At 44.0% G+C, this 26,148-nt stretch carries 28 protein-coding genes; 8 read left to right on the forward strand and 20 right to left on the reverse strand.

What is annotated here, in order from left to right; all coding sequences use genetic code 11:
- Positions 1–33: 33 nt before the first annotated feature.
- Entirely contained in the window at positions 34–1,839 is a 1,806-nt protein-coding gene (locus tag KFK88_RS12040) for a DUF11 domain-containing protein (RefSeq protein ID WP_223579664.1), read from the reverse strand.
- A 71-nt stretch (positions 1,840–1,910) separates the two neighbouring features.
- Here KFK88_RS12040 and tusD point away from each other — a divergent pair, with 71 nt between their 5' ends.
- From tusD to KFK88_RS11120, 4 genes are read left to right on the forward strand one after another with little or no spacing between them, the layout of a single operon-like run.
- Positions 1,911–2,303 carry a sulfurtransferase complex subunit TusD gene (gene tusD / locus KFK88_RS11105; protein ID WP_223579666.1) on the forward strand — a complete coding sequence of 131 codons (393 nt, stop codon included), beginning with the start codon at positions 1,911–1,913 and terminating at the stop codon, positions 2,301–2,303.
- Positions 2,304–2,308: 5 nt separating this feature from the next.
- Entirely contained in the window at positions 2,309–2,668 is a 360-nt protein-coding gene (tusC, locus tag KFK88_RS11110; protein WP_223579667.1) for a sulfurtransferase complex subunit TusC, read from the forward strand.
- Positions 2,669–2,678: 10 nt separating this feature from the next.
- Positions 2,679–2,936: a DsrH/TusB family sulfur relay protein gene (locus KFK88_RS11115; protein WP_223579669.1), complete on the forward strand. Its 258-nt coding sequence runs from the start codon at positions 2,679–2,681 to the stop codon at positions 2,934–2,936.
- Entirely contained in the window at positions 2,933–3,259 is a 327-nt protein-coding gene (locus KFK88_RS11120; RefSeq protein ID WP_223579672.1) for a TusE/DsrC/DsvC family sulfur relay protein, read from the forward strand. Before KFK88_RS11115 ends, KFK88_RS11120 begins: the two co-directional genes overlap by 4 nt.
- Before the next feature lies 1 nt (position 3,260).
- Here KFK88_RS11120 and KFK88_RS12045 read toward each other — a convergent pair whose 3' ends face one another.
- Positions 3,261–4,133 carry a DUF11 domain-containing protein gene (locus KFK88_RS12045; RefSeq protein WP_223579674.1) on the reverse strand — a complete coding sequence of 291 codons (873 nt, stop codon included), beginning with the start codon at positions 4,131–4,133 and terminating at the stop codon, positions 3,261–3,263.
- A 211-nt stretch (positions 4,134–4,344) separates the two neighbouring features.
- On the opposite strand from KFK88_RS12045, the gene KFK88_RS11130 reads away from it, so the two are divergent.
- Positions 4,345–4,998: an MlaC/ttg2D family ABC transporter substrate-binding protein gene (locus tag KFK88_RS11130; RefSeq protein ID WP_223579676.1), complete on the forward strand. Its 654-nt coding sequence runs from the start codon at positions 4,345–4,347 to the stop codon at positions 4,996–4,998.
- An 82-nt stretch (positions 4,999–5,080) separates the two neighbouring features.
- Here the strand turns inward: KFK88_RS11130 and KFK88_RS11135 are convergent, their stop codons facing one another.
- The 16 genes from KFK88_RS11135 to KFK88_RS11210 all read right to left on the reverse strand — a co-directional run bounded on the left by KFK88_RS11135 (position 5,081) and on the right by KFK88_RS11210 (position 19,637).
- A complete protein-coding gene (locus tag KFK88_RS11135) occupies positions 5,081–5,554 on the reverse strand; it encodes a peroxiredoxin (protein WP_223579678.1) in 474 nt (157 codons plus the stop codon).
- A gap of 35 nt (positions 5,555–5,589) precedes the next feature.
- Positions 5,590–5,769: a PspC domain-containing protein gene (locus KFK88_RS11140; protein WP_223579680.1), complete on the reverse strand. Its 180-nt coding sequence runs from the start codon at positions 5,767–5,769 to the stop codon at positions 5,590–5,592.
- A 113-nt stretch (positions 5,770–5,882) separates the two neighbouring features.
- Positions 5,883–6,299, reverse strand: a complete 417-nt coding sequence (gene arfB / locus KFK88_RS11145; protein WP_223579682.1) for an alternative ribosome rescue aminoacyl-tRNA hydrolase ArfB — start codon at positions 6,297–6,299, stop codon at positions 5,883–5,885.
- Positions 6,300–6,306: 7 nt separating this feature from the next.
- Positions 6,307–7,329: an oxygen-dependent tRNA uridine(34) hydroxylase TrhO gene (trhO, locus tag KFK88_RS11150; RefSeq protein ID WP_223579684.1), complete on the reverse strand. Its 1,023-nt coding sequence runs from the start codon at positions 7,327–7,329 to the stop codon at positions 6,307–6,309.
- 221 nt (positions 7,330–7,550) lie between these two features.
- A complete protein-coding gene (locus tag KFK88_RS11155) occupies positions 7,551–7,952 on the reverse strand; it encodes a hypothetical protein (RefSeq protein ID WP_223579687.1) in 402 nt (133 codons plus the stop codon).
- A gap of 228 nt (positions 7,953–8,180) precedes the next feature.
- Entirely contained in the window at positions 8,181–8,870 is a 690-nt protein-coding gene (locus KFK88_RS11160; protein WP_223579690.1) for a M48 family metallopeptidase, read from the reverse strand.
- A gap of 8 nt (positions 8,871–8,878) precedes the next feature.
- On the reverse strand, positions 8,879–9,184 hold the full coding sequence (locus KFK88_RS11165) for a GIY-YIG nuclease family protein (RefSeq protein WP_223579693.1): 306 nt from the start codon (positions 9,182–9,184) through the stop codon (positions 8,879–8,881).
- A 7-nt stretch (positions 9,185–9,191) separates the two neighbouring features.
- The gene (locus tag KFK88_RS11170; RefSeq protein ID WP_223579697.1) at positions 9,192–9,719 is read right to left on the reverse strand and encodes a C40 family peptidase; all 528 of its coding nucleotides are present in this window, start codon (positions 9,717–9,719) and stop codon (positions 9,192–9,194) included.
- A gap of 77 nt (positions 9,720–9,796) precedes the next feature.
- Positions 9,797–10,783 carry a serine/threonine protein kinase gene (locus KFK88_RS11175; protein ID WP_223579982.1) on the reverse strand — a complete coding sequence of 329 codons (987 nt, stop codon included), beginning with the start codon at positions 10,781–10,783 and terminating at the stop codon, positions 9,797–9,799.
- Between the two features lie 24 nt (positions 10,784–10,807).
- Entirely contained in the window at positions 10,808–12,379 is a 1,572-nt protein-coding gene (locus KFK88_RS11180) for a SulP family inorganic anion transporter (RefSeq protein WP_223579698.1), read from the reverse strand.
- Positions 12,380–12,496: 117 nt separating this feature from the next.
- Positions 12,497–13,090 carry a DUF502 domain-containing protein gene (locus tag KFK88_RS11185; protein ID WP_223579699.1) on the reverse strand — a complete coding sequence of 198 codons (594 nt, stop codon included), beginning with the start codon at positions 13,088–13,090 and terminating at the stop codon, positions 12,497–12,499.
- A 20-nt stretch (positions 13,091–13,110) separates the two neighbouring features.
- A complete protein-coding gene (locus tag KFK88_RS11190) occupies positions 13,111–13,548 on the reverse strand; it encodes an SRPBCC family protein (protein WP_223579700.1) in 438 nt (145 codons plus the stop codon).
- 82 nt (positions 13,549–13,630) lie between these two features.
- On the reverse strand, positions 13,631–14,797 hold the full coding sequence (locus tag KFK88_RS11195) for a GNAT family N-acetyltransferase (RefSeq protein ID WP_223579701.1): 1,167 nt from the start codon (positions 14,795–14,797) through the stop codon (positions 13,631–13,633).
- A 549-nt stretch (positions 14,798–15,346) separates the two neighbouring features.
- Entirely contained in the window at positions 15,347–17,584 is a 2,238-nt protein-coding gene (locus tag KFK88_RS11200) for a M3 family metallopeptidase (protein WP_223579702.1), read from the reverse strand.
- A 147-nt stretch (positions 17,585–17,731) separates the two neighbouring features.
- On the reverse strand, positions 17,732–18,370 hold the full coding sequence (locus tag KFK88_RS11205) for a helix-turn-helix transcriptional regulator (protein WP_223579703.1): 639 nt from the start codon (positions 18,368–18,370) through the stop codon (positions 17,732–17,734).
- Positions 18,363–19,637, reverse strand: a complete 1,275-nt coding sequence (locus KFK88_RS11210) for an MFS transporter (RefSeq protein ID WP_223579704.1) — start codon at positions 19,635–19,637, stop codon at positions 18,363–18,365. The genes KFK88_RS11205 and KFK88_RS11210 overlap by 8 nt, the downstream gene beginning before the upstream one ends.
- 283 nt (positions 19,638–19,920) lie before the next feature.
- Here KFK88_RS11210 and KFK88_RS11215 point away from each other — a divergent pair, with 283 nt between their 5' ends.
- On the forward strand, positions 19,921–21,696 hold the full coding sequence (locus tag KFK88_RS11215; RefSeq protein ID WP_223579706.1) for a tetratricopeptide repeat protein: 1,776 nt from the start codon (positions 19,921–19,923) through the stop codon (positions 21,694–21,696).
- Between the two features lie 60 nt (positions 21,697–21,756).
- Here the strand turns inward: KFK88_RS11215 and KFK88_RS11220 are convergent, their stop codons facing one another.
- Positions 21,757–22,284, reverse strand: coding sequence for a hypothetical protein (locus KFK88_RS11220; protein WP_223579708.1), 528 nt, complete (start codon positions 22,282–22,284; stop codon positions 21,757–21,759).
- Positions 22,285–22,569: 285 nt separating this feature from the next.
- On the opposite strand from KFK88_RS11220, the gene KFK88_RS11225 reads away from it, so the two are divergent.
- Complete coding sequence (locus tag KFK88_RS11225; protein ID WP_223579710.1) at positions 22,570–23,106, forward strand: hypothetical protein; 537 nt, start codon at positions 22,570–22,572, stop codon at positions 23,104–23,106.
- Between the two features lie 20 nt (positions 23,107–23,126).
- On the opposite strand, the gene KFK88_RS11230 is transcribed toward KFK88_RS11225, so the two are convergent.
- On the reverse strand, positions 23,127–24,212 hold the full coding sequence (locus tag KFK88_RS11230) for an alpha/beta hydrolase (protein ID WP_223579712.1): 1,086 nt from the start codon (positions 24,210–24,212) through the stop codon (positions 23,127–23,129).
- Between the two features lie 196 nt (positions 24,213–24,408).
- Between KFK88_RS11230 and ggt the strand changes: the two genes are divergently transcribed.
- Entirely contained in the window at positions 24,409–26,133 is a 1,725-nt protein-coding gene (gene ggt, locus KFK88_RS11235) for a gamma-glutamyltransferase (RefSeq protein WP_345252510.1), read from the forward strand.
- The last annotated feature ends 15 nt before the right edge of the window (positions 26,134–26,148 follow it).

The following is a 26,148-nucleotide window of genomic DNA, read 5'->3' on the forward strand; positions in this document are numbered from 1 at the left end:
AAAAAGCGCCACTAAATGTGGCGCTTTTTTTGTTCAAAAATCAGCAGGGTCTGAGCTGTGAGTCACCGGTATCACTAGGGTTGCAGTACTATCGTCACCTAAGTCTAGAGTCTGGGTATAGTCTTGCCCTGAGACTGACTGAGCACCACAAGCTCCCACTCCTGTAGTTATTGCACAAGTCACGACCCCGTTGAATGAAAGGCCTGTGGGTAACGTATCAGACACCTGAATGCCAACAACCGAATGAGGTCCAGAGTTCGTGATGACGATTGTATAATTCGAGCTTTGACCAGGTTGGTAATTACCCGCGCCATCATCTTTAGTCACAGAGATATCGGCTAAACAGTCAGCCGAAATGATCGTTGAATCATCGTCACCTGTCAGCGTGTCACCATCGCTGTCTACACCATCATCACGTGTGGGGTCATCGGTTAACTCAATAATCTGATTCAGGCCATCAACATCACCTAACTCAACAACATCATCAATCGGATCCATGTTTAGTTGGCCTTGGTTACTGATGTTGCTGAGACTACAAATGGTCATATCTTCATTAACTCTAACCCGGTACTGTAAAGTCACCGTACCTGAGGCAGGGATAGCACCTTGCCACTCCATACGGTTAGCTCCAGATTCATAGGTTAAAGTACCACTGGAAGCAGAAATAACGGAGTCAAAGCTCACATTTGAATCTAATGTATCGATAAATTCAGGCGCAGTGCTGGTTGTATTGTTGGGTTGAGCATAGTCATCTTGTAGGTTGGTAATAGTCACAGCATAGGTCAGAAACTCACCAGGACCTCCAACCCCATCACTATCTTCATCCGTTACCGTCTTTTCAGCGCGGAGAAACTCCAAAACCCCAAAGCTACCGTTTTCAAAAGCTAGCCAAGCTACATATTCGGGGATACCGGTTCTTTCTATATCACCAACTTGGTCTTCATCCATATGGACGTTAAAACTAGTGTTATTACCATTTAGGCAGTCCCTAACCCAAGCACCGTTGATTCCGTTCATCGTATTGTGCTTTGAAACAACATTCGGTGCGCCACTAAAGCTGATACCATAAGTTATATTTTGGCACTCATCACTGTGTCTATCTACGTCTAGCCCGGCAGTAACCCCTGCAGCGTAATTATTTCCTAAATTGGTGCCACTACCTGGCTCAATGGCTAACCAGCCAATACTCTCAGAACCATGGGTATTAATGGCTTCGGCACCCTCTAATGCAATCCTAAAGCCCGTATTGGTCGGAGGACTCTGCCTGTTTGCACTAGGAGCCCATACTGACGAAGCAATCCAGCGACTATCATTAAATGTGTTCACAGTATGCAATACAGCTGGCGCCGAAGTATAAGTATGACTGTAGTTGATATCGGTGCCTAACGCAGCATTTGCATTACTTCTTACTATAGAGGTTTCATGCAAGTATGCCTCAACTTTTGTACCATCGGGAAAGACCCAAGTCCCCTGCTCGATCACTATCCATTCGACGGTTTCACTCAGCCAAGGTGAACTTGGGCAAGTATTGGCAGGCGGAGGCGTCGTGCTATTAAAGCGATTATAACTTTCACAAGGACTTTGCATCCCAATTTCAAAGCTAGTTCCAGTAACATTCCTAACACGAGCAGACAATGAGTTATCATTATTATGGGTAATGTTTCCAGCAATAATGACTGGATTTACATACGACTTTTGCAAATTTACAGTGACCCAGCCGCCGCTATCGACGGTTGTATTTAGTTGGGTGCGCCCCGATTCAAAAAAAGCACCAGCAAAAGCTGTCGGCACGCAAAGCATCAGAAACAAGCTTAAAAAGGCCTTTTTACAGGTCTTCACAATTCCTCCACCTAACATTTTCTTCTTATTTGCTATAAAATATTTATCTTCAATTATGACTACAGTTCAGTATGGCAACTTTTTCTCTATTAGTCACGGCTAACCCACATTCTTCGCAAGGTCAGTTTAGTGCAATTCAGTTTGCAAAAACATTGATCTCTCAAGGCCATATCCTAAAGCGTGTCTTTTTTTATGCGGACGGAGTGCTGGTAGCAAGCCGCCTGAACTGTCCTCCTTCGGATGAATACAACCTAACCAAAACATGGGCAAAACTCGCAATTGAGCATGATTTCGAGCTGGTAGCCTGCGTCACAGTAGCAATGAAACGCGGCATTACCAACGCCGCCGAAGCTGAGCGAAATGCATTAACTGGTGATAACCTCGACCCAGCCTTTGAAATTAGTGGTTTGGGCCAACTAACAGAAGCCATGCTAGAAAGTGACCGATTAGTCACGTTTGGGTAACTATTATGAGAAAGCGTTTATCCATCATATTCAACAAAGCTCCTTATGGTACACAGTCGGGACGAGAGCTTTTGGACATCGCGTTAATGGCAGCCGCCTTCGATATGGACATCAGTGCGCTATTCATCGAGGATGGCGTCTATCAACTGCTGGACAACCAGCAACCGGATATACTGCATATGAAAAATCATAGCTCTACTTTCAAAGCCTTAGAACTATATGGCATTGAAACGGCGCTCGTCTCTGAGGACGCACTGATTCATCGACGTTTATCACAAAGCCAGCTACTGCCGGTCGCTCAGCCAGCTAAACAGAATGAGTTACAGTCCATCATTGCTCAATCTGACTTCGTCTTTATGCTTTAGAACTCTAGTTATGACAACCTTATATATATTGAATAACCCAGACCTCTTTCAGCAATGTTCAGCAGTGCTTGATGAAAACGATGGATTACTATTAATCGAAAATGCTGTTGTTTTAGCACAGCAATTGGAGCCCAAAACAGCCGGCTTTGTGTTGGAAGAAGATCTTGTTGCTCGAGGATTAGACTCAAATGGCAGCTGGGGAAATAAAGATTACGATGGCTTCGTTGCTTTGACTCTGGAATACGATAAAACGGTTTCATGGCTATGAGTATTGATCTAGACTCGCTGCCTCGCGATCAACAAGGATACTTGACGGATTCCTCTATTTGGAATGAAGACATTGCCATTGCTATCAGTAAAGCTGAAAATATTGACCTAACGGAGGACCACTGGCAGGTCATTCGCTACGTTCGCCAATTTTACGAAGAATTCAATACCAGCCCATCGATTCGCCCATTAGTGAAGTATTTAGCTCAAGAATGGTCCAAAGACAAAGGCAATAGTATCTACCTGCATGTACTGTTCCCGGAAGGCCCGGCAAAGCAAGCTACCAAAATCGCAGGCCTTCCTAAGCCAGCCCGCTGTATCTAGACTAATAATCTGCAGGGTTGGATGAAAAAGTAACGTCTACGGTGAACTGGATACTTTGACCGCTTGGTATATCAACACTTACATTTACTATATCACCCGAGCCACTTGCGGTACCACACGTCGCAGAACCTGAACCAACGCAATTCCAGCTAGCAGAAACGATACCATTTGGGATTGTGTCATTAACGAGAAGATTTAAAGCATCATCTGGACCATTATTTTCAATGATAATAATGTAGCTAGCAGTACCGCCTGGCGTATAGGCATTAGTAAAATCAGACTTGGTTACTGAAATATCGACCTGTGAAGATGCTTCAATACTCAAGGTATAACTGAAAAAGCATAGCGGATCTTGCGCTGCGCTATCTGCCATTGTCAAAGTCCAAGTGCCGCTGGGATCTAATCCCTCAAAAACACTGAGTGGGTTTACTGGCGCGAACGTACCCGCTACAGGAGTTCCACCACCGACTGTCGTTGTCGCATCATCATCAAGGACAACCGTAATAAATCCATTATTGGTAGGAGCTGGGTGAACGTTCCCACTGTATGTGTTAAACGGTATTAAAATACTACTTATGCCAGCTGACGGTTTTGATAATTCGAAATAAATTTCATTGTTATAAACAAGACCACCGTTGTAGTTGGAGCAAACACCGTTATTTCTATCTCGCTTATCAAAATCAATAGAAATAATAATGTTATCTACAGTCACACCGTTTGGGAAATCTACGGCTGGGACAGTTACAGACCGGTTAACGGGGCTTGTTTGATTGGGATCAACGTTGGCTGGAGTGGCGTTAGTATAGGTTTCAGTAATGGCCGCTGCTGACGCCAAAGGAATTACCAGCACCATACTCGAATAAATAAGTAACACTACAACAAGCTTAGCGTAAACCATAAACCTATAATTATTAGACGGTTAACTCCAAATTAGACCATATTTGCATTGATATCAATGCAAATATGCATTAAACACCAATAATTTCTGTTAAGGAATGATTCAGGTCGATTGTTTAGGATCAAAAGCAAAGGTAAAATACAGCAACATTAGTTGTGCGACAATAAATCCTTGTTAAGGGGACATCATGAAAAAACTTGTGTCTAAAGCACTGATAGTTTTACTATTTTTATCATTCAGCTTGGCGAGCCATGCTTTTCAAGATCCTAAGATTCACCTAGAAGAGGTGACAAAAAAGATCAGCACTGAAATTCTCGAAAATAAAGAGAAAATACGTTCTGACTCAGAATACGCCAAAAGCTTAATTCGCGACTACCTGTTGCCGGAAGTCGACAGTGAGTACATGGCAAAGCGTATCCTTGGTAAAACATACTGGATGCAGGCCTCAGAAGAGCAGCGCAAAAAATTTATCAATGAATTCATTGGGTTGTTACTGAATAGTTATGCGAAAGGTTTAGCCAATTATGACGGGCAACCAATTTCGTATGACGATACCCAGTACTCAAAAAGCGGTAACCTCGCAAACGTACGTTCGACTATCGTACCCAATGAAGGTGAGCCCATTTTGATTGATTATCGTCTCAAAGTTCAACCTGATGAGAGCTGGTTAGTGACTGATGTCATTATTGAAGGCGTTAGCATGGCTAAAAGCTACGCAAACCAATACCGAGAGCAAATTTCTAAAATTGGATTGGAAGAAACACTAAAACAGCTTGAAGCCGAAAATGAAAAAGCAAAACAAGCGACTGAAATCAGTGATAAGAAAACTGAACAGTCTTAAAAGAAAAGACTGTTTATCTATAAAAAAGCCGCTAAATAGCGGCTTTTTTCTTTGTCTTATTGCAGACTTTAAACAACCTGACCTACAGCTTGCTTAACATATTTTCAGCTGAGCTTTTTTCAAAGCCTTTTTCATCAACTTCAAGCGCTGTTACAACACCATCCTCAGCAATTAAAGCAAAACGCTTCGAGCGCACACCCATGCCAAAACCAGTCGCATCCATATCGAGACCCAGTGCTTCAGCGAAGTCTGCGTTACCGTCAGCTACCATCAATAAGCTTTCGGCGTTCTGATTTTTTCCCCATGCATCCATAACAAAAGCATCGTTGACAGACATGCATGCTACGGTGTCTACACCTTTTTCTTTGAACTTATCAAAATTAACGACAAAACCAGGCAAATGCGCTGCTGAACACGTTGGGGTAAAAGCACCAGGAACTGCAAACAACACAACTTTGTTGCCAGCAAAAATTCGGTCCGTTTGGATATCTTCTGGCCCATCGCTGCCCATCACCTTGACTGCAACGTTAGGCAACTTATCACCGACTTTAATCATATATTCCTCACTATTAATTGCTGCACGCCGAAAGTCTATTCATTCGGCATCACGATCCACAAAACGATATAAATGATAACACCAGCGAAGGCAGTACAGATAGTTAATAACGTATAAATAATTCGAGTGAGTGACATATCCCAACCTAGCCACTTTGCTAGACCACCGCAGACGCCAGCGATCACTTTATCTTTTGACTTCTTTAACTCTGCCATGAGGTTCTCCTTAAGCTTTTAATAAGCTATTTAGAAAAGACTTACTATTTAATATAAGGAGTATCAGTTGGTATGCAAGGAAATAGTGTTGAACAAATGTAAAGAAGTGCTACTTAAAAATCGACTTTGCCCCGCAACGACTTCTTGTGACCTTGTTGCTTTTTATTATCTAAACGCTTTCTTTTAGCAGCTTTTGAGGGTTTAGTGGGAATTCGTTTTTTAGGGGGATTTAAGCAGCGCTGGATAGTTTCACGCAAACGCTTGAGCGCATCATCACGATTCCGCTCTTGGGTGCGGTGAGTTTGCGCTTTAATGATTAATACGCCTTCCGTTGTGATGCGGCTATCGTTACTCTTAAGTAGGCGCTCTTTGACTGGCTTGGGTAGTGATGAGTGTTGAATGTCAAAGCGTAAATGAATCGCTGACGAAACCTTATTCACGTTTTGGCCACCCGCTCCTTGCGAGCGAATGGCCTGAAGCTCTACCTCATGTTCACCTAACGAGATATGTTTGCTAATAAATATTGGCATTAAAGACTCAGTCTGCCTTCATTTGAGTTTTTGCTGATTGTTGTTCTCTAGCTTGCTTTTTCCACTGACGACGTTTAGCGATAGAAGTAATCACCTCTGATCCAATGTGCTTTTCACCGCGAGCTTTGGCTAATTGGACCTGACGCTCTCGCTCCAAATAGCGCTGGCGCTGCTCTGGAGTTTGTTTGTCGTAACAGTGTGGGCAACTTACGCCCTTCTCATACTTCTCATGCTGCATTTCTTCTTCAGTAATTGGCATGCGACAAGCATGACATTGATCATACTGGCCTTTCTGCAAATCATGATCAACAGCAACTCGGTTGTCGAAAACGAAGCACTCCCCTTCCCATAGAGTGTCGTCCTTATCGACTTCTTCTAAATACTTTAGAATGCCACCTTCTAAGTGGAACACATTCTCAAATCCCTGCTCTTTCAAATAAGCAGTCGACTTTTCACAACGAATGCCGCCCGTACAAAACATAGCAACTTTCTTGTGCTTTTCTGGATCAAGATTTTCTTTCACATAGTCTGGAAACTCGCGGAAGGTTTCCGTTTTAGGATTTACAGCACCTTTAAAGGTACCGATACCCACTTCGTAGTCGTTACGCGTGTCGATCAACAAGACTTCAGGGTCTGAAATTAACGCATTCCAATCTTTAGGTTTAACGTAGGTGCCGACCACTTCTTTCGGGTCAATCCCCTCAACGCCCATAGTGACAATCTCTTTCTTCAACTTCACTTTCGTGCGGTAGAACGGCATAGTCTCGTCATAAGATTCTTTATAATCCAAATCCGCTAAACGCTCATCGCTTTTAATCCAAGCGAGAACATTATTGATACCCTGACGTGTGCCAGCGATAGTACCGTTAATACCCTCATTCGCGAGCAATAAAGTGCCTTTGACGTCATTATCAAGCATGACATCAAGTAAAGGTTGGCGAATGTCTTCGAAGTTTTCGAGAGTTACAAATTTATAGAGCGCGCAAACAACAATAGGAGCTGTTGCTGCATTTGAAGCAGTATCAGTCATTTTCCTCTTTCCTCAGCTAGCTGGAACGTAAATCCAGTGCAAATTTCAGCCGAGATTGTAATGGTTTTTACAGCGTTTGTGTAGCCTTGCTGGCTATTTTTTGTACTACTTTAAAGCTCAACAATATAGTGAGTTAGCATTTGTACACAACCTAGCATTCTTATAACAGATGGGTTACGTCTTCGACTAACCCATCCTATAGTTAACACTCCCTACAACAATTAAGGTAGTTTGCTTCCTTGAGGATACTTATTAACGACTAGATAAATATATCGGTTATCTTCGGGCATATTGTCGATTTTACGATACGCAACATAACTGAACTGTATTGGATGCTCAGGTGGGTTTGGCACTTGGATCGAATTGACTCCTTCGTGTGGGTTCTTTAGGTCCTTCATCTTGAAGAAGCCAAGAGTCGCACTTCCTTCCTTAATGGTGATCGTTAACTCGCCATTGCCGATTCCTGTTTTCACCTCAACTGAACTCTCATAAACATCATCTGGTTGGATCGTTTTATCATCAAAACTTTTGCCAGAATTTTCTAAATCGCGGTGGTCAGTAACATCGGTTGTGATCGCATGATCGGTATAGTTGTATATCCTGATATAAACGGGTGTAGACATACCCTTCTCCTTAGCTATATGAAAATAATAAATTCAAACCTCCCACCGTGTAAGGTGAGAGTGATTCATACTAGCACTGGAATCGACTTTATTCTAAATTTATTTAAGTTATTTTAACTTTATTAAGTTCAATGATATCAATAAGTTAAATCTGCATTAATGACAAATCATTCTGGCATTACCTGTAGCTACCAAAGCTAAGATAATGGTAGAGGCAAACGATATGAGCTAATACCAAACACTATGCCCGTGTTGCTTTAGCCATAGCTCTGCTCTTTGATAGTCTGGGCAGTACTTTTGTACTAATGACCAGAAGCGCTTTGAGTGATTTAAGTGTTTGAGGTGACTTAGCTCATGAATAATCAGGTAGTCAATAACAAACATGGGTGTTAAGAGAATCAGCTGATTAAGTTGAACAACACCCTGTCGCGTACAGTGTCCCCATTGAGTTTTGGTTTTACGGAAACGAATCCCTGACAATTTTCGTTGTAAGCCCATATGTTCGGCCAAGGCTTCAACTTTACTGGGTAATATGGCTTTAGCTTGAGTTAACAACCAGCGATCCAGTTGCTTAGATAGAGATTCGTCAGTCAGTTCTTTATTTTGAATAATGAGGCTGTTATTGCTTAAAGTAATTCGGTTAGGACCACTTATAACCGATATAACTCTATCCTGTCCTAGGTAGTGAATCACTTGTCCATCTATCAATTTTAGCCGTGATTCGTCTCGCTTCGCTTGCTCGACTAATTTACGGGCGATCCACTTGGCTTTTTGGTAAACAAAGCTTTCTATCCAGTCTTCAGGGGCTTTTTTCGGAGCTCGAACTTTAACTTTCTGATGATGAACTTCGATTGAAAGTGTCTTGCGATCACTTCGCACAATTTCATAATCAAATGCTTCCAAACGTTTCTGTTCCAAGCCAACTCCTAGTGAGTATCTGCAATTTCATTAATCACCAGCTGACCGGATGCTAATAACTTTTTCTGGCTCGCGGTGAGCTTTTTCACTTTAAGTTCGGCTTTTAGCGCCAAAGACTTATTTTTGAAGTCGGTATGATAAATCATGGTTAGCGGTTGACGACCACGCAAGTATTTTGCGCACTTGGGGCTATTGGATTGGTGCTCTTCAAATCGACGAGTTAGGTCATTCGTAATGCCGGTATACAAAGTACCATCTTTACAACGCAGAATGTATAAATGCCACGTCTGCTGCTCTTGGTTGGTCTCAGTCATAAGGCCTTTAGTTGTTAGTGTATAAACGCCCCGCTCTAATCAAGCGAGGTTTGAAGTATACATTTTCAACCGAACTAACTCGAACTTTTTTGCCACTTGAAGGCGCATGAACAAATTGCCCATGACCAATGTAAATTCCAACATGAGAAGGCTTACCATTGATACGATAAAATAGCAGATCACCAGGCTTTAGGTCCTCCAGATCAACTTCATCAGACGCTGCAAGCTGGGCATAAGAAACCCGAGGAACCTGCTCGCCGACTTTTGTGTGGGAATAATAGACTAAGCCACTGCAGTCAAAGCCTTCATTAGGGTTACTACCACCATACTGATAAGGCACGCCAACCATCGACTGCGCAATATCGGCAATCGCCAAGCCTTTATCGGAGCCTTGATAAGTACGCTTCTGAGCCGCTTCAGTCTCGTTGCTTGGGTGTGATGATTTTCGTGGAGTACTAGCACAACTAGCGACTAAAAGCGCTACTATCGCTAGAAAGAAATAATGAGTGAGAGAACTGAAGTGCTTTGTTTTCATGCACTAAGACTAGCACGAGAAAACTGAATTTACACTAAACGGGAACGTGTTTTGTTATACAGCACGCAAGATATTGGCTAATACATGGGCAATGTAATGGCGGGTTCCTGTAACTCTGCGAACTGCATGCGCAGATCAAGAATTTGCTCCTGCCAATATTGTACCGAGCCAAAGTACGGGAAGGCATGTTTAAACGCTGGGTCATGCCAGCGCCGCGCCAACCATGCGCTATGGTAAATCATGCGCAATGTACGTAAGCACTCGACCAGCTGCAACTCTGCGACATTAAAGTCACAAAACTCTTGATAACCTTCAATAATTTCAAGCAGTTGCTTTTGTTGCTGCTCACGCTCACCGGATAGCAACATCCATATATCCTGAACCGCTGGCGCCATGCGCGAGTCATCCAAATCAACAAAATGAGGGTTATCGTCTCGCCATAAGATGTTGCCTACGTGGCAGTCACCGTGAACTCGAATATATTGCTGCTGACCAGCTCTTTGCCATAACTCATCGACCAACTTCATTAAGTCACGAGCCAAGGATTCATAAGGCATTCGAACCTCATCAGGAAGCGCGTGCTCAATAATGTAATCAATGGAATCGTGACCAAACGCTTGGGGAGTAAGGCTCGGACGCTCGGTATAATCTTTCGCCTGCCCAACTTTATGAATTCGGCCTAAAAACCGGCCTAGGGTAAATAAGCTATCGAGGTTATCAAGTTCAGGCGCATGGCCACCCTTGCGTTCAAATAATGCGCAGTAGTAGCCGTTATATTCAAACAGACTCTCGCCTTTGGTAATCATTGGCGCAACTACAGGCAATTCCTGCTCAACCAATTCAAAGCAAAAATCATGCTCTTCAAGGATTTGTGCTTTGCTCCAACGATTCGGCCGATAAAATTTTGCGATCAGAGGTGTCGTGTCTTCGATACCAATCTGTAAAACACGATTTTCGTAACTATTAAGAGCAATAGCACGGCCATCAGAATAAAACCCTCTCGATTCCACAGCATCCAGAATGAAGTCTGGCGTCAATGCCTCAAAAGGGTTTTCTTGGGTCATGCTATTGTCTTCAGTCACTATGAATTAACCACCTAGCTCGTCGTCAGCTACGAAATAGCGAGGGTCTTCAGCAGAGTTTTTCTCAACTAAGTTGCCCGCTCTTTTTAGTAGCTTAATACAGTCAGGGCTCAAGTGTAATAGGTGTAGTTTTTTACCCGCTTTTTCATACCGCATAGCCAGCGAGTCAATCACTTCAACACCTGAGTGGTCCCATACACGTGATTCCGCAAAGTCGATATACACTTCGTCTAAATCAGTACGCGCGGAAAACTGTTCTGCAAAGTGTGTGGTCGAACCGAAAAACAGAGGCCCACGTACTGTGTAGAAAGCCTTGCCGTCTTTTTCCGTACGGCGCACTCGAACACGTTTGGCGCTGGTCCATGCAAACACCAATGCTGATAAGATAACACCGACAAACACCGCCATCGCAAGGTCTGTAACGACCGTAACGACCGATACCACCACCAACACAAACGCATCGTGGCGCGGAACTTTACGCATAATACGGAAGCTCGCCCATTCGAAGGTGCCGATTACGACGATAAACATCACACCTATCAAGGCTGCCACAGGGATCTGCTCAATCCACTGAGACGCAAACAAAATAAAGGCCAACAAGAATAGCGCTGCGGCAATACCTGAAGTACGCCCGCGACCACCAGAGTTCACGTTAATCAAACTCTGACCGATCATGGCACAACCACCCATGCCGCCGAAGAAACCTGTCGCCGTGTTTGCTAAGCCTTGAGCAAAACATTCTTTATTACCCTGACCACGCGTTTCTGTGATTTCATCGATTAGGCGAAGAGTTAACAAAGACTCAATCAAGCCGATCGCGGCTAACACCACAGCGTAAGGCAAAATAATTTTCAACGTTTCAAGGGTTAGCGGAACCGAAGGAATGTGGAATTCAGGGAAGCCACCACCAATGCTCGCGATATCCCCCACCGTTTTGGTCGGCATATCAAAGCCCAGTACGATTGCAGACACCACCAAAATAGCTGCTAGTGACGCAGGAATAGCCTTGGTCAGCTTTGGCATGACATAAATAATGGCCATAGTCAGTAACACTAGGCCTAGCATCATGTACATCTCAGTGCCTTGCAACCATGCAACATCAATACTGGAACCTTCCAGAAAAGTACCGTCTAGCCAGCTCGGTGCATTTTCGTCACTGACACCAAACTGTTTTAGCTGCGCGAGGAAGATGACGATAGCTAAACCGTTGACAAAGCCTAACATCACTGGATGCGGCACCATACGAATGAGCTTACCTAACTTAGCCCAGCCCGCCAGCATCTGTAAAATACCCATCAAGACCACTGTCGCAAACAGATACTCAACGCCATGGTCAGCCACCAGAGCGACCATGACCACAGCCAAAGCTCCAGTCGCACCAGAAATCATGCCAGGGCGACCACCAAAGATGGCGGTAATCAATCCCACCATGAAGGCTGCATACAGCCCCACTAAAGGCTCAACATCTGCCACAAACGCAAACGCCACGGCCTCAGGTACCAACGCCAGCGCCACAGTCAGACCCGACAGTAAGTCATTTTTCAGACTCGCCGTCTTATTCACTATCAAATCAATCATTGTTCTTACCGAGCAGGTGAATTACCCCAGAACGGGGTCAGATAAGGCGCGCATTCTACAGAAAAGGCCCGGTGTTCTCAAATCACAGCAGGCCCTTCAGGTACTGATAAGTTTTATTCACACTTCATCAGGCGTTAATTTCTTTTCGCTACCCATAGACGCAGTCAGCACTTTTTTCATGGCCTCACTTGGCGCCATATCCAACTCCTTGACCTTGTCTTTCGGCATAAATAGCGTAAAACCACCAATTTGGTAACTCATCGGAATATACACCGCGATCAATTCAGAGCGCTCCCCTAACGAAACGTCCTCACTGGTGACAAAACCAATCACTTCAGCCCCTTCTTGCACCTCAACCAATACCGCTTTTTGTAGCTCTTCCTTCTCTGAGGGCGATAAGAAACGCACCATATCATTGAACGCGCTATATACCGCGCTGACGACAGGGATCCGCTCCATTAACTTATTTAAGCCACGAATGATCAACTGACCTAAATAAAACTTGATTAATAAACCCAAGCCAAATATCAGTGCGATGCCTAAAATTAACCCCAACCCAGGCCAATACATGCTGGCAGGCATAACCAGCAGTAACAGTTTGCTCAGGTAGGTTTCAAGCGTTGATACTAACCATACGATAATGGCAATAGTGAGTACGATAGGCAGGACAGCAAAAAGCCCCTGCAAAAAGATTTTGCTTAATGTTTTCATAAACTCGTTTATATGTTGGATTATTCTTTTTCAGCGAAGTCTTTAAATTGCTGCATGAACTGCATGGTTTGCTTTGGAAAGGCTTTTTTCATAAAGAAGCCCATCAGTTTCATGCCCAAGCTGGTAAATTTAAATTCGTTGTGCGTCGTCCAGTGTGTTTGATCTGCACCAACGGGTTTAAATCGGTTTTCAATACGATTGAACACACCTTTGGTTTCATAGGTCCCAGTAAACTCCTGGGGCAACTGTCGCGTTTCAATGGTTTCAATCATTTCACACTCACGCTTACCCATCAAATACACGAGCTTAGACTTGGCGCCAGGCTGCCCTTCTTCACCACTGATATGCTCAAACGATACCAGTTCAGGCTGCCATTTCTTGAGATTATCTGGATTATCAAATAGTTGAATCACCTCATCCACCGGCTTATTGATAATGATATCCAATTGATACTTCATGAGCGGCTCCTATTACTCTCTAAGACACTGATATTTAACAGTCTATAACGCCTTGGAACGCAATCCTAGTAAAATTTATGAGCTAGCTTTCTGTGTAGGCGGAGTGTTCAAGATACTCTGCCAAGCGTATATCAAGCCAGGCATGTTCCTCTTCAATGGCATGCCTAATCGCTTGGCGAAAATTAGGGTGTGTAACGTGATGCAGCGAGTGAGTGAAGGTCGGAGTAAATCCTCGTGCTAACTTATGCTCTCCTTGTGCACCCGGCTCAAAAAGCTCTAAACCCTGCTTAATGGCATAATCAATCCCTTGGTAATAACAGGTTTCAAAGTGCAAGAACTCCACGTCTTCAAAACATCCCCAATAACGCCCATAAAGCCCTCTATTTGAACGCATATAGAATGCTCCAGCCACCGGTTTACCTTGGCGCTTAGCTAGGAGCAGTAGCGTTTGATTGGGCATAGCCTTAGCCACCGACTGAAAAAAGCTATCGGATAGCTGTGCCCATCCGCCCTTCTTATCGAACGTGTTACGGTACATGCGATAAAACGCCTCCCAATCGTCCACGCTGGCAGTATGACCATCCAACCACTCAAACGACCAGTCCGCATCCTGAAAGGGTTTGCGCTCGCGTCGTATGTTTTTTCGCTTTTTCGCCTTCAGCACCGCCAAGAAATCATCAAAATTTTGGTAATTATCGTTATGCCAATGAAACTGAATGTCGCGGCGACGCAGCAAGTCTCCTTGAGAAAGGCTCTCGGCAGCTTCTGGTGTCAGAAAATTAAGGTGCCAACTACTAAAATGGTTTTGTTCAATCCACTGGATTACGGCACCCATTAAAGATGAGCTGTAAGATGCGGGCAATGACGTTAACAGTCGCGGTCCAGTGATTGGCGTCATTGGAACTGCAGTCAATGCTTTAGGGTAGTAATCCAATCCATTACGCTGGTAAGCGTCGGCCCACGCCCAGTCAAAGACATACTCACCATAAGAGTGCATTTTAATATAATTCGGTAATGCGGCGACCAACTGGTCACTTTGGTAAAAAGCGAGATGGCACGGCTGCCAACCTGACTCTGACGATACTGATCCCGTATCTTCAAGAACTTTTAGGAATTCGTATTGGACAAAAGGGTTATCCCGATGAAAAGCGGGCTGTTGCGACAATAACCGTGTCCAATCGTTTGGTTGGAGTTCATTGATCGACAAAGCAGGCTTTAGAACGATCTGTGGTTCCTGAGAATCAGACACAGTATCACGGGGTTAATGAAGATGAGTGTGATTGTAACTTTTGATGGTAACTAAGGGAACAACAGGAAACCAATAAAAAACCCGAACGTTATGATGGGAAAACGTTCGGGTTTCTAGGGGTATTCGGGTAAAATACCTAATGAAACGATATTTGGGATATCTACTAGAACAAAGTAATGACTAGTGCTGATACGACAACAATCGCAATTACAGCTACTAATGCACTCTCGATGTACTCGCTCATAACCATCTCCTTTAAGATTAAGACCGTAAGTGTTTGCCACGGAGAGAATTATAGGCACTTTAGATGACAGTTTTAAGACATTTTCATAGGATATTTTTTAACCTTTCGGATAAGTAAAACTAATAAAATGCAAATCTGAGATTATATCCTGATAAAAAGTTTGAGGTAGGTCACGAATTAACGTGATCTGGTAAATAATACCCGTTACTTTTAAAGAAACTAATGCATAAAAGCATACAAAAAAGCCGCCCTGAGGCGGCTTAAAATACTTTGAAAATAGTATTATTGGGCTTATAAAGCTTGATTTACTCTTTATCAGCGTCGATCAAGCCACGGCTAATCATTAAATACTTAGGATCAGCCTCTTTACCACGGAACTTTTTGTACAACTCTAACGGATCTTGTGTACCACCTTTCGATAAGATGAATTCAACATACTTATCCGCCGTTTCCTTATCAAAGATGCCGTTCTCACGGAATGCTTGATAGGCGTCTGCTGCAAAGATTTCAGACCAGATGTAGCTGTAATAACCCGCTGAATAACCACCACTCGCACTTGAGAAGATGTGGTTAAAGTAAGTTGTGCGGTAACGTGGCGCAATCTCAGGAATAAGTCCAAGTTCGTCCAACGTGGCTTTTTCAAACGCATCAGCATCTTTAACGTCTTTACCATCTAACGTGTGCCATGCCATATCCAACAAAGCTGCAGCCATGTATTCAGTCGTTGCAAAGCCTTGGTTAAACTTCGAAGCCGCTTGAATCTTATTAATTAACTCTTGAGGAATCACCTCACCAGTTTTGTAGTGTTTAGCGAATTGTGCCAACACTTCTGGTTCTAACATCCAGTTCTCAAGGACCTGAGATGGGAACTCAACAAAGTCACGAGGTACCGATGTACCCGTTTGCGATGGATAGACGCCGTCAGACAGAAGACCATGTGCCGCATGACCAAACTCATGGAATAAGGTGCTGGCTTGATCAAACGTTAATAATGTTGGCTCATCGCCCACAGGACGTGGATAGTTCAAAACGTTAACAATGATCGGCTTAACAAATTCACCGTCTTGCGTCACAAACTGCTTACGGTACGAGTTCATCCAAGCACCGCCACGTTTACCATCACGAACGTAGAAGTCAGAAATATAGATACCGATTAACTCACCATCGTTATCCGTCACTTCAAACGTGCGCACGTCGTCATGGTATTTCGGTAAGTCAAAACGCTCTTTGAAGTTCATACCAAATAGCTTTTGAGCCGTATAGAAAACACCTTGTAATGTGCTCTCTAAAGAGAAGTATGGCTTAACTGCCGCTTCATCTAACGCGTACTTTTCGTTGCGAACCTTTTCCGCATAATAACGCCAGTCAGAAGCTTTAAGTTTAAAGTCTTTGCCTTCTTTCTCGATTTGCTCTTGCATCAAAGCACGCTCAGCTTTCGCCTGCTCTAACGCTGCCGGCCATACTTGATTTAACAAGTTATAGACATTCTCAGCGTTTTGAGCCGTACGCTCTTCTAAAACAAAATCTGCGTGAGTGTCGTAGCCCAATAATTGCGCTTTTTTCGCACGAAGCTGTGCTAATTTTGCCGCATGCATCTTATTATCGTGCTCATTATCATTATCGCCACGGTGCGTGTAGGCATAGTACATCTTCTCACGCAGCTCAGGCTTCTCTGAGTACATCAAGAATGGTGTTTTGCTTGGACGATGCGTCGTGAAGACCCATTTGCCTTCATGACCACGCTTTTCGGCCGTATCCGCTGCAGCGTCGATCAAACCTTGTGATAAACCGGCTAAATCGTCCTCATTATCAATAACCAACTCCCAGTTATTGGTTTCAGCCAGTACGTTTTCAGAAAACGCTAACGCTAGCTCTGTCATTTCTTTGTTTAAATCACGTAGCAGCTGCTTTTCTTCATCATTTAACTTAGCACCACCTCGAACAAATGATTTGTAGTTTTCTTCCAACAAACGCATCTGATCTTCGCGAAGGCCTAGCTCTTCGCGTTGGTTATAAATCGTTTCAACACGCTTAAATAACGCTGGATTCAAGCTGATATCGTCGCTTAATGCAGATAACTTAGGACCAACGTCTTTTTGAATTTTCTGTAACTCTGGATTGGTATTTGCCGACGTTAAGTTGAAGAAAACGTTAGCGACTTTGGTCATTAGCTTGCCGCTGTACTCCATCGCTTCAATCGTATTCTCAAAAGTTGGCGCTTCTGGGTTATTAGCGATCGCTTCGACGTCACTACGTGCTTCTGCAATCGCTTTCTCAAACGCAGGAGCAAAGTGCTCATCTTTAATTTTGTCGAAAGGAGGCATGCCATAAGGTGTGTCCCACTCTTCGAAGAATGGGTTACTGCCCGTGGTAGCCGAGTCTTTGTTCGTATCAGCTGCTTTCGCGTCGGAAGATGACGCATCAACTTTATCCATTTGCGCAGCTTTTGCTTCTGTAACATCAGCTTTCTTCGCTGAGTCATCACCACAGCCAGCGGCCAATAAAGCCGACACAATAGCTGCCCCAAGAGTTAATTTTTTCATATAAAAGTACCTATCGTTCTAGTATTAATACTTGCAACTGATCTTTTATACGTGGTCTACCCGCAATAGGCAAGGAACAGCCAAACTTAGAAAAAGGAAAAATGTAACAAAGTTCAACAAAAACAAGCTCAGGACGAATCCTATGTTTTAAGGCGTGATTTTATAAGCACAGCGTCTTGCACCGTCTAACAGATACTCCACGCGCTCAACCTCGGCAACAAGGCACTGCTTGAAAATACTCAGCTCTGAGCGACAAAAACCTTGGCACACCTGGGCTGCAGCACAAATAGGACAATGGTTTTCAATCAGCAAGAAGCCATCATCAACAACTTCAACATCCGCCATATACCCTTCTTCGCTACGAATGGCTGCTAACTCAAAGACTTTGGCTCGCAGGTCAGGCTGTGGCGTCACTCTGTCCAAATAGAGTTGTAGCGACTGCTCTTCGCGTATAGCAATCAGTTTCTCCATGGCTTCTGGCCCTAACGCCTCTGATATGCCAGATATAAGACTTAAGGTTAAGTCCGAGTGGCGATCAGGGAAGCGACCATGCCCTTTATCGCTCAAGCGCCAAAATAACTTTGGCCGCCCTCGCCCTTCAGCTCGTTTTTCAGAGCTCACCAATTGCTGTGCTTCCAAGTCTTGCAACAGCTGGCGCGCACCCATCATGGTCATGTTCAATAATTGGGATAGCACCGTGGCAGTCAGTTCTCCACGGGTTTTCAGCAAATAAAGAATGCGCTCTTTATTGCTCTGCGAAGAAGTCTTATCATGCACTTTAGGCATTGACCACCTCCGAATTTTTAATGTCTTGCTGCTCTCGCTCGTGGTTATCCATCATGAATTTTTGCTGTTGGCGCGTAACGAACATCACCACAATCGACGCCAGTACCAAGGCCGCACCTGTTAATATGACCCAGCGAGAACTGAGGATACTTAAGGGGCCTCCGGCGCTCGCAATAATCACGTTGGTGACACAGAAAGTTGACGTTTGAAGTCCCATCACCTTGCCTTGACCTAAATGACCGAAGTATTTCGATAAATACGTCGGCACCATACCGTTCGCTATGGCAATAAATACTCCAATCATGCCGAAGACTAAGTACACTTGAGCTGTGCCAATAAACGGCTGAACGACCAAAGCCACACACAGTAAACTACCACCAACAATCATCAATCTCACTTCACCGAACCGCGAATTCAGTTTGTCGACCACAAAGCTACTGACAATAATCATACAAGCGGTCAAGGCCACCGTGGCCCAAGCGATGGTTTGGCTATCCGCATCCAGATAATCCACAAACCACACAGGATAAAAGTCATAAAAGGCGTTCAGCCCCATTGAATAAAGAAAATAAAACCAGAAGATTGGCAAAATGTTTTTGTTTTTCAACAAGGTTAGTGAGTTATTACGGCGAATAATAGTCCAAAAGTGTAGTTCACTCGTATCGTTGCTGAGTTCCCGTCGCTCAATGGTGAAAAAGACCAATACAAAGGCAACCCCAATACCGAGAGCAGCGATAAGAAATACTGCTGAAACCCCATATATGACTAGGAAGCCACCGACCACAGGACCAATCAACCACCCTGCATAATTCGCAGCATACGACATCGAAATCGCTTTAGTTCGTTCGATATGTGGGTGCAGCTCAGCCGCGATAGCCCGCGCAATCGACATGTTGCCTTCACAAACACCGGTTAAGAGCCGCGCCAATGTAAAACCAATAAACGATTCATAAATGACAGCCACCGCTGTTAACAAGTAACCCACCACACTGCCGAATAAGGTGATCAGTAATAGCTTCCGGCGTCCGTAACTGTCCGACAGAGCGCCAACAAAAATATTGCCAATCAACAACCCTAGAGGATAAAAAGCCAACGAAAAGCCCAGTAATATTTTCGGGTGAATCCCCATGAAGTGAGTTAAATCATTGGGCGGCGAATCAAGGAAGTAAGGTGCTAGAACAGGGTAAGGTAACGCAATCCCTGCCGTTCCTAAAACCGATAACAGCATCACGCTGGCGAGTACCCACATGGCTTTTTGTTTTGTCATACGACGTCCTAGCAATAAGAATTATTATTCAATAATAAGAATCATAATCCGTCACCCCTTTTTAATAAAGCGTTTACTTTATATAAATAATTTATCAGCTAATAGAATTTATTAAGAGACTTCTGATAATGCTTGGTACTAGATTACACGCCGAGATAGGCCTTACATTTAGAAGATGCTAATGTAATCTCTGTGCTATTATGCAATCACTAGAATCTAACCAACCAACACTAAGCAACTTTAAACTATGCTCAAGCCCGCCCTACTCCTGAGCTCACTCCTTATGACGACATCTGCCCTGCTTGCTGATGATTTAATCATGGAGCCATATGAGCAATGCATTCGAGCCAGCGAGAACCTTTCGAATGAGCTTGCCATAGAGCGATGTGAAACGTTACATGACCAAATCGGCAGCCTAAACGATGAAAAAGCTAAAATCACACGGGCTTTAGTCATGCTAGAAACAGCCGATCTATACGCACTGCAAGGCGAACAAGAACAAAGCCGTCAGTATTTGCAGCAGGTAAAGCAAAGCGAAGCATTTGTCCTTAATCAAGAAGTTCGCTACCGTTGGAACCGGTCTATGGGTTTGGACTTCTTACACCAGAACTTGTACCCGCAAGCCACTGACTACTTACAAACAGCATACGAGATAGCTGCATTATCAGAAAACATAACCCAACAAGCTAAGAGCGCCAACGATCTTGGCCTAGTTTATTACAAGCAAAAGAATTACAAAGATGCGCTACTGTATTACAAGGAAAGCCTGAAGCTAAAAGAGCAAATCGGTAACTTTTACTACATTGGCACGACGTTAAACAACCTTGGGTTACTCAATAAAGAACTCAAAAACTATTCACAAGCCATCCAATATTATCAGCAAGCACTGGATGCATTCATAACCTACACAGAAACAGATGACTTCGACCAGCGTGTGTTTACGAACCTATCGCACCTGTATGAAGATTTAGCAGTCACCTACAGTCTAACGGGGGAACCTGAACGAGGCGAAGAGTACACACGCCGAATTATTGATACTTTCTCTCGCAAGCTTTCCCAAAACGATAAAGTCAGGGCGCTCAAAAATTTAGCTCGGGTGCATGTCGAACAGAATCAAGCCGATAAAGCACAACTTTTTATCCAAGAAGCCGAACACTATGCTACTGGTGATAGTAAATACATTGCAGAAATTGATTATATAAAAGCAGCGATAGCCTATCTCAACGGTAACTTTGAGGAAGCTCGCTATTTATTAAAGCAGTCCATTCCTTTGTCTAAAAGTAATGACGATACCCATGTGTTAGAGCAATCCTACGACTTGCTGCATTTATTAGACTTGCAAGACGAACACTTTGAAAGCGCGATTCAGCATTTAAAAACAGCCTATCAATACAAAGAAAAAAGTCTTTCATCGAAATACGAAAGTGACTTGCGAGTCATTCAAGAGCAAATTGAAAAGGAACGTGTTCAGCGCCGTTTAATCGCCGAGCAACTGAAGAGCCAACAACAAAGTAGCAAGATCCAATCGCTCTCCAACACCCTACTGATTATTTCGTTAGTCCTTGTGATTATTGCCTTCACAGCTGCATTTATTATTTACCGTAAAGTAAAAGAAAAACAGCGTTTACTTGAATCCATCAAAACGCATAAAGACAAAGTGCTGTTACTTGAGTCAGAGCAAGATAGCGATATGAGTGAGGAGCCGGTAGCACAAGAAAGCAAACAAAACCTCGATTTTAGACAGCTACTGGTGGAGCTATTAATCGAAACCTTGGCTTTATGGGAAAAATCGACCCAAACAGATCGTATAGAGCTTGCAGAGAAAAGTGGCATTTGGAAAGTGTCGATTGACGATGGGCGCTTAAGAACACGATCTCTGGATAAGTACATTGATATCAACAAAATCCCACAAAATCCGCGCTGGCGTAATGTGGTTAAAACCAGTCACTACGTCTTGGCCGAATGTAAGGTTGAGCAGGATGAACGCCTTGCTCTGGAAGCGAAACTTGATCACATCATGCAAGTCATCAAACAACGCTCGGTGTCACAAAGCTCCTAATACATTCTATATGAATGCAACTACCCCTAGTCAGAACTTTGTGACACAACGAAAATCGGTTTAAAACTCAGCATGCTCCACTGGCGCTGGCTCTGCCGTTGTGGTTTTTGACGGATAAACACAGTCAAAAGAAATGCCTTGAGACACATCATAGTAATCATGGTGACCATCTGCCGCTTCCATATTATCAACGAAGCTACTTGGTGCGGTAAATCGCGCAGTTAAACCATTAGGGTAACTGGCAGCATGTAAAGAAGCGTAGGCATTACAAGTGAAAGTACCGACCATGGCTGCTTGGTAAAAATGATCGACTTGACCACAAGTCTTGGCCGTTACCATTTGATCACCACAAGTATCTCCTTTTACTGGCGGCATCCCCTGCTCACTGCGCTTTTGATCTAACCAACCGTTATAATCGAAAAACTGACTGTAATTATTGTAATTTGATGTAATCTGGTCGCCGTTCAACGAAAATGAGGTTGCGATGACAACAGCCTGTTTAGCGTCTAAGCTGGTGCTAGGAAGTTCATGTGCGCCTGCCGATACAGCCAACACGCTAGAAAAAACAGCGGTAACTAAATACTTCATTGAAATAACCAACTCCTAATTTAAGTGTTTACATTCTTATATTTCAGACTAGTACTATACTTCCAGTGTGCACCGCTTCGCTATAGAAATCACGGGAAACTTTGGGTAAAAAATCGAATAATCAATCACTTAGAAACAAATATTGTTAGCGATATGCTCCCCAAGCCGATCCAGTCGTGACTCATCTCAGCCACCACTGAAATATTGAGTTGACCTTAATTCACAGATTTTTGATAGGGACTTTGCTATATTTAAGAGTGTGTTTTACACAAATAGGAGGTTCGTATGTCACGTTTACTCTACAAGGCTGATCATTTGGCTGAACTGGAGAGCACCTACGAGGATCTTCGTGTTTCAGGTGTTTCCGATGATCACCTACATGTCATCGCAAAAAAACAAGGGCGAGTTCTTCGCCGTGGTCTTAACGCTGCTAATAATTGGTATAAAACAGATATCCTAAACGGGGCCAGTAAAGGCGCTATATTTGGTTTTCTGGGCGCTATTGTCATGTCAATTATTTTCTACGCGACCAATGCGTTCGGTGGTTACTATGGTTGGTTCGGTGTCCTAGCCACGTTAGTCCTTTTTACTGCATTTGGTATTTGGTTTGGCGGTTTTATAGGCCTGCAATCTCGAAATCATGCATTAAAAGAGTTCTATCACTTGGTCGATGAGGGCAAGTACTTATTGTTGATTGATCTAACTCTGGCTGAAGAGTCGCACATCAAGCAAATCATGAGCACACGCCATCCAGACTTAGAACTGCTTAGTGACCACGCTGAAACCACGATTCCCATAAAGATCATGCAGCGCATGCATTGAGGATCCACTGTTCGGAAGCCTTACTTGGGATGATAGGTATTGTTATGCACCTGATACTCTAAGTAAGGCAGAAGGTTCTTAGCTGTAAACGCTTTTTCAAAAAAGCGCCTGACGGTTTTATTTCGAGAAACTGTATCACCATCAAAGTATGAATGGCTTCGGTTGACGCCTTTGCTGTTAGTAAAGTCAATGTATAACGCATTTTCAGCATTTAACGAACGCAGGTAGTGTCCAAGACGAGCTTTCTGCTCTTCGCCTGGCTTGCGTCGTGACCATGACAGAGCAAAGTCATCCGCGTTAATCGTTATGTACAGTGATTTACGGCAGCGGAGTTCATCCACCCACTCTTCATGCTTTTCATTGTTGGTGTCAGCAGCCACCAAAACGATATTGTCAAATACCAACTGCCGCGATTCTGCCAATGTGCTTTTTAAGGCATGTTTAAGAACATAGTTGCCCATGCTGTGACAAAACAAGTTCACCGAAATATCGCAATAGCGATCCAGTAATAAAGCCAAGTACTCTCTTTGTTTAGTCGGGTTTTCGGGGTGTTTATTCGACGCCTGCTTCTCCAAGCGATTCCACGTCGACTGTACCAGTAACCGATGGTAACGCCCCACAATATCGATTACTCGGTTCAAAGCATCATTAGACGCTCGAGCATCACGCTTATCAGCTAAATACGACAAAGTACCAGACATAGCGCCACCGCCATTAGCAGGCCAAGTAAAAGGCACCACGATCACGTTATACAAACGCTCAATTTCACGAGCCGAACGATAGATATCGCCAAGATCGTTGTTATAACCATGCACATAAAGCAACACACTTTTCCCGGTTGCTTTCGCCTGACGAAAGACCTCGCAAGCTACCTTTAAACTCGCATAAAATGGTGCAGAGGGATCGATGGGCAAATTAAATTCTTGCTTATAGCTTTCAACTTCCTGCTCTGTGAGCTGGTCATCCAATAACTCGATTCGGGGCGAACTCTCGCCAGTGACTTTAACCGCCGATAATTCATTCGGCCCTTTAGGATTTGGATACTTGGTTAACTGATTGAGTCCAGTTTGAGTATCGTCAAAAGCTCGATTTGTAATAAAGTACATTGGCAAACCTCCCTCATTTCACCCCTTTGCTTTTCCCTATTATGAGCAAGCGACGTAAAACTGTATGCGATAGTGTTCTCACTGTTTTAATGCAAGATTGAAACGTTTCCGCTACCGAGCACTTTAACTTCCAGTGCTCAGCGTTTATTATCGAGTCACCAGACACTATTTGGGGAACACAATGTTAATAAAAGACATGTTCACAAAAACGATAAAGTTTGCGCTTATCAGCACCGTTATAGTCAGCGCATCCGCGCAAGCAGCTGACCGAGTCACCGGTGAAATGCACGCAACACGCTCCGAAGTCATCGCGCCTCATGCCATGGCTGCCACCAGTCAACCACTAGCCACACAAATCGCGCTGGATATCATGAAAAATGGCGGTAATGCCATTGATGCAGCGATTGGTGCTAACGCGGCCTTAGGCCTAATGGAGCCCACAGGTAGCGGTATCGGCGGAGACTTATACGCCATTCTGTGGCACGAGAAAACACAACGCCTATACGGATTAAACGCTTCAGGCCGTTCACCAAAAGGCCTATCTTACGACAAGTTGCAAGAAGAGCTAACTAAACTCGGTCGTGATGACTTACCGCCTTACGGCATGCTCCCAATTTCAGTGCCCGGTGCAGTCGATGGATGGTTTGAACTGCACAGCAAATTCGGTGAGATGCCGATGGAAAAGATTCTACAGCCCTCGATTGACTATGCTGAGAACGGCTTCCCTGTGTCTGAGTTAATTGCCTATTATTGGAATCTGAGTGTCCCTCGCTTGAGTCCACAGCCAGGCAGCTTTAAAGAAACATTCACCATTGACGGTAAAGCACCGCGCGAAGGTCAAATGTTTAAAAATCCCGAACTAGCCAATACCTATAAACTACTTGCTAAAAACGGCCGCTACGCTTTTTATCAAGGTGAAATCGCCAAAAAGATTGATGAGTTCATGAAAGCTAACGGCGGCTACCTTCGCTACGAAGATTTAGCAGAGCATGATTCTAACTGGGTCGAGCCGTTGGGCGTTGAGTACAAAGGCCACACTTTGTGGGAATTACCGCCTAATGGACAAGGTATTGCTGCTTTGCAAATGCTGCAAATATTAAAGAACTTTGACTTAGCGAGCATGGGTTACAACACAACCGAAAGCCTGCACACTATGGTCGAAGCTAAAAAACTCGCGTTTGAAGATCGTGCCAAATTTTATGCTGACATGGATTTCTCTGAACAACCCATTGAGGCATTAATTTCAGAAGAGTATGGCAAAGAGCGAGCCAAATTAATTAAGCAGCGCGCAGCACGCACGGTTCAAGCTGGTAACCCTAACCTAACCGAAGGCGATACCATCTATCTCACTACCGCTGATAAAGAAGGTAATATGGTGTCGTTAATTCAAAGCAATTACCGCGGCATGGGCTCAGGCGTCGTAGTTCCAGGCTTAGGCTTTGTATTCCAAGACCGTGGGCAGCTTTTCTCCATGGATAAAGACCATGCAAATGTTTATGAGCCAAACAAACGCCCTTTCCATACCATTATTCCAGCTTTCGTGACCAAAGACGGAAAGCCTTACATGAGTTATGGCGTTATGGGCGGAGCGATGCAGCCGCAAGGCCACGTACAAATATTGGTCAACATGGTTGATTACGGAATGAACCTTCAAGAAGCCGGTGACGCCACACGTTGGCAGCATATGGGGTCAACTGAACCAACGGAACCTCAGAAAAAATACCTTACCGATGGTGGTTACGTGGAAATAGAGTCTGGAGTTTCGGCTCAGGTACTCCGCGAACTCCAGCAAAAAGGTCACGATGTCCGTAGTGGAAACGGTGGTTTTGGTGGTTACCAAGCGATCATGAGAGACCATGAAGAAGGTGTTTATCGAGGTGCTTCAGAATCGCGCAAGGATGGTCAAGCGGCAGGATATTAATCCGTAATAAAGCCC

The organism is Kangiella taiwanensis (assembly GCF_020005165.1).
GTDB classification, from domain to species: Bacteria; Pseudomonadota; Gammaproteobacteria; order Enterobacterales; family Kangiellaceae; genus Kangiella; species Kangiella taiwanensis.

Excerpts from the sequence above, each read along its gene's own strand:
- tusD (WP_223579666.1), top strand. The coding sequence starts at position 1,911 with ATGGCAACTTTTTCTCTATTAGTCACGGCTAACCCACATTCTTCGCAA.
- tusC (WP_223579667.1), top strand. The coding sequence starts at position 2,309 with ATGAGAAAGCGTTTATCCATCATATTCAACAAAGCTCCTTATGGTACA.
- KFK88_RS11115 (WP_223579669.1), top strand. The coding sequence starts at position 2,679 with ATGACAACCTTATATATATTGAATAACCCAGACCTCTTTCAGCAATGT.
- KFK88_RS11120 (WP_223579672.1), top strand. The coding sequence starts at position 2,933 with ATGAGTATTGATCTAGACTCGCTGCCTCGCGATCAACAAGGATACTTG.
- KFK88_RS11130 (WP_223579676.1), top strand. The coding sequence starts at position 4,345 with ATGAAAAAACTTGTGTCTAAAGCACTGATAGTTTTACTATTTTTATCA.
- KFK88_RS11135 (WP_223579678.1), bottom strand. The coding sequence starts at position 5,554 with ATGATTAAAGTCGGTGATAAGTTGCCTAACGTTGCAGTCAAGGTGATG.
- KFK88_RS11140 (WP_223579680.1), bottom strand. The coding sequence starts at position 5,769 with ATGGCAGAGTTAAAGAAGTCAAAAGATAAAGTGATCGCTGGCGTCTGC.
- arfB (WP_223579682.1), bottom strand. The coding sequence starts at position 6,299 with ATGCCAATATTTATTAGCAAACATATCTCGTTAGGTGAACATGAGGTA.
- trhO (WP_223579684.1), bottom strand. The coding sequence starts at position 7,329 with ATGACTGATACTGCTTCAAATGCAGCAACAGCTCCTATTGTTGTTTGC.
- KFK88_RS11155 (WP_223579687.1), bottom strand. The coding sequence starts at position 7,952 with ATGTCTACACCCGTTTATATCAGGATATACAACTATACCGATCATGCG.
- KFK88_RS11165 (WP_223579693.1), bottom strand. The coding sequence starts at position 9,184 with ATGACTGAGACCAACCAAGAGCAGCAGACGTGGCATTTATACATTCTG.
- KFK88_RS11170 (WP_223579697.1), bottom strand. The coding sequence starts at position 9,719 with ATGAAAACAAAGCACTTCAGTTCTCTCACTCATTATTTCTTTCTAGCG.
- KFK88_RS11175 (WP_223579982.1), bottom strand. The coding sequence starts at position 10,783 with ATGACCCAAGAAAACCCTTTTGAGGCATTGACGCCAGACTTCATTCTG.
- KFK88_RS11180 (WP_223579698.1), bottom strand. The coding sequence starts at position 12,379 with ATGATTGATTTGATAGTGAATAAGACGGCGAGTCTGAAAAATGACTTA.
- KFK88_RS11185 (WP_223579699.1), bottom strand. The coding sequence starts at position 13,090 with ATGAAAACATTAAGCAAAATCTTTTTGCAGGGGCTTTTTGCTGTCCTG.
- KFK88_RS11190 (WP_223579700.1), bottom strand. The coding sequence starts at position 13,548 with ATGAAGTATCAATTGGATATCATTATCAATAAGCCGGTGGATGAGGTG.
- KFK88_RS11200 (WP_223579702.1), bottom strand. The coding sequence starts at position 17,584 with ATGAAAAAATTAACTCTTGGGGCAGCTATTGTGTCGGCTTTATTGGCC.
- KFK88_RS11205 (WP_223579703.1), bottom strand. The coding sequence starts at position 18,370 with ATGCCTAAAGTGCATGATAAGACTTCTTCGCAGAGCAATAAAGAGCGC.
- KFK88_RS11210 (WP_223579704.1), bottom strand. The coding sequence starts at position 19,637 with ATGACAAAACAAAAAGCCATGTGGGTACTCGCCAGCGTGATGCTGTTA.
- KFK88_RS11215 (WP_223579706.1), top strand. The coding sequence starts at position 19,921 with ATGACGACATCTGCCCTGCTTGCTGATGATTTAATCATGGAGCCATAT.
- KFK88_RS11220 (WP_223579708.1), bottom strand. The coding sequence starts at position 22,284 with ATGAAGTATTTAGTTACCGCTGTTTTTTCTAGCGTGTTGGCTGTATCG.
- KFK88_RS11225 (WP_223579710.1), top strand. The coding sequence starts at position 22,570 with ATGTCACGTTTACTCTACAAGGCTGATCATTTGGCTGAACTGGAGAGC.
- KFK88_RS11230 (WP_223579712.1), bottom strand. The coding sequence starts at position 24,212 with ATGTACTTTATTACAAATCGAGCTTTTGACGATACTCAAACTGGACTC.
- ggt (WP_345252510.1), top strand. The coding sequence starts at position 24,409 with ATGTTCACAAAAACGATAAAGTTTGCGCTTATCAGCACCGTTATAGTC.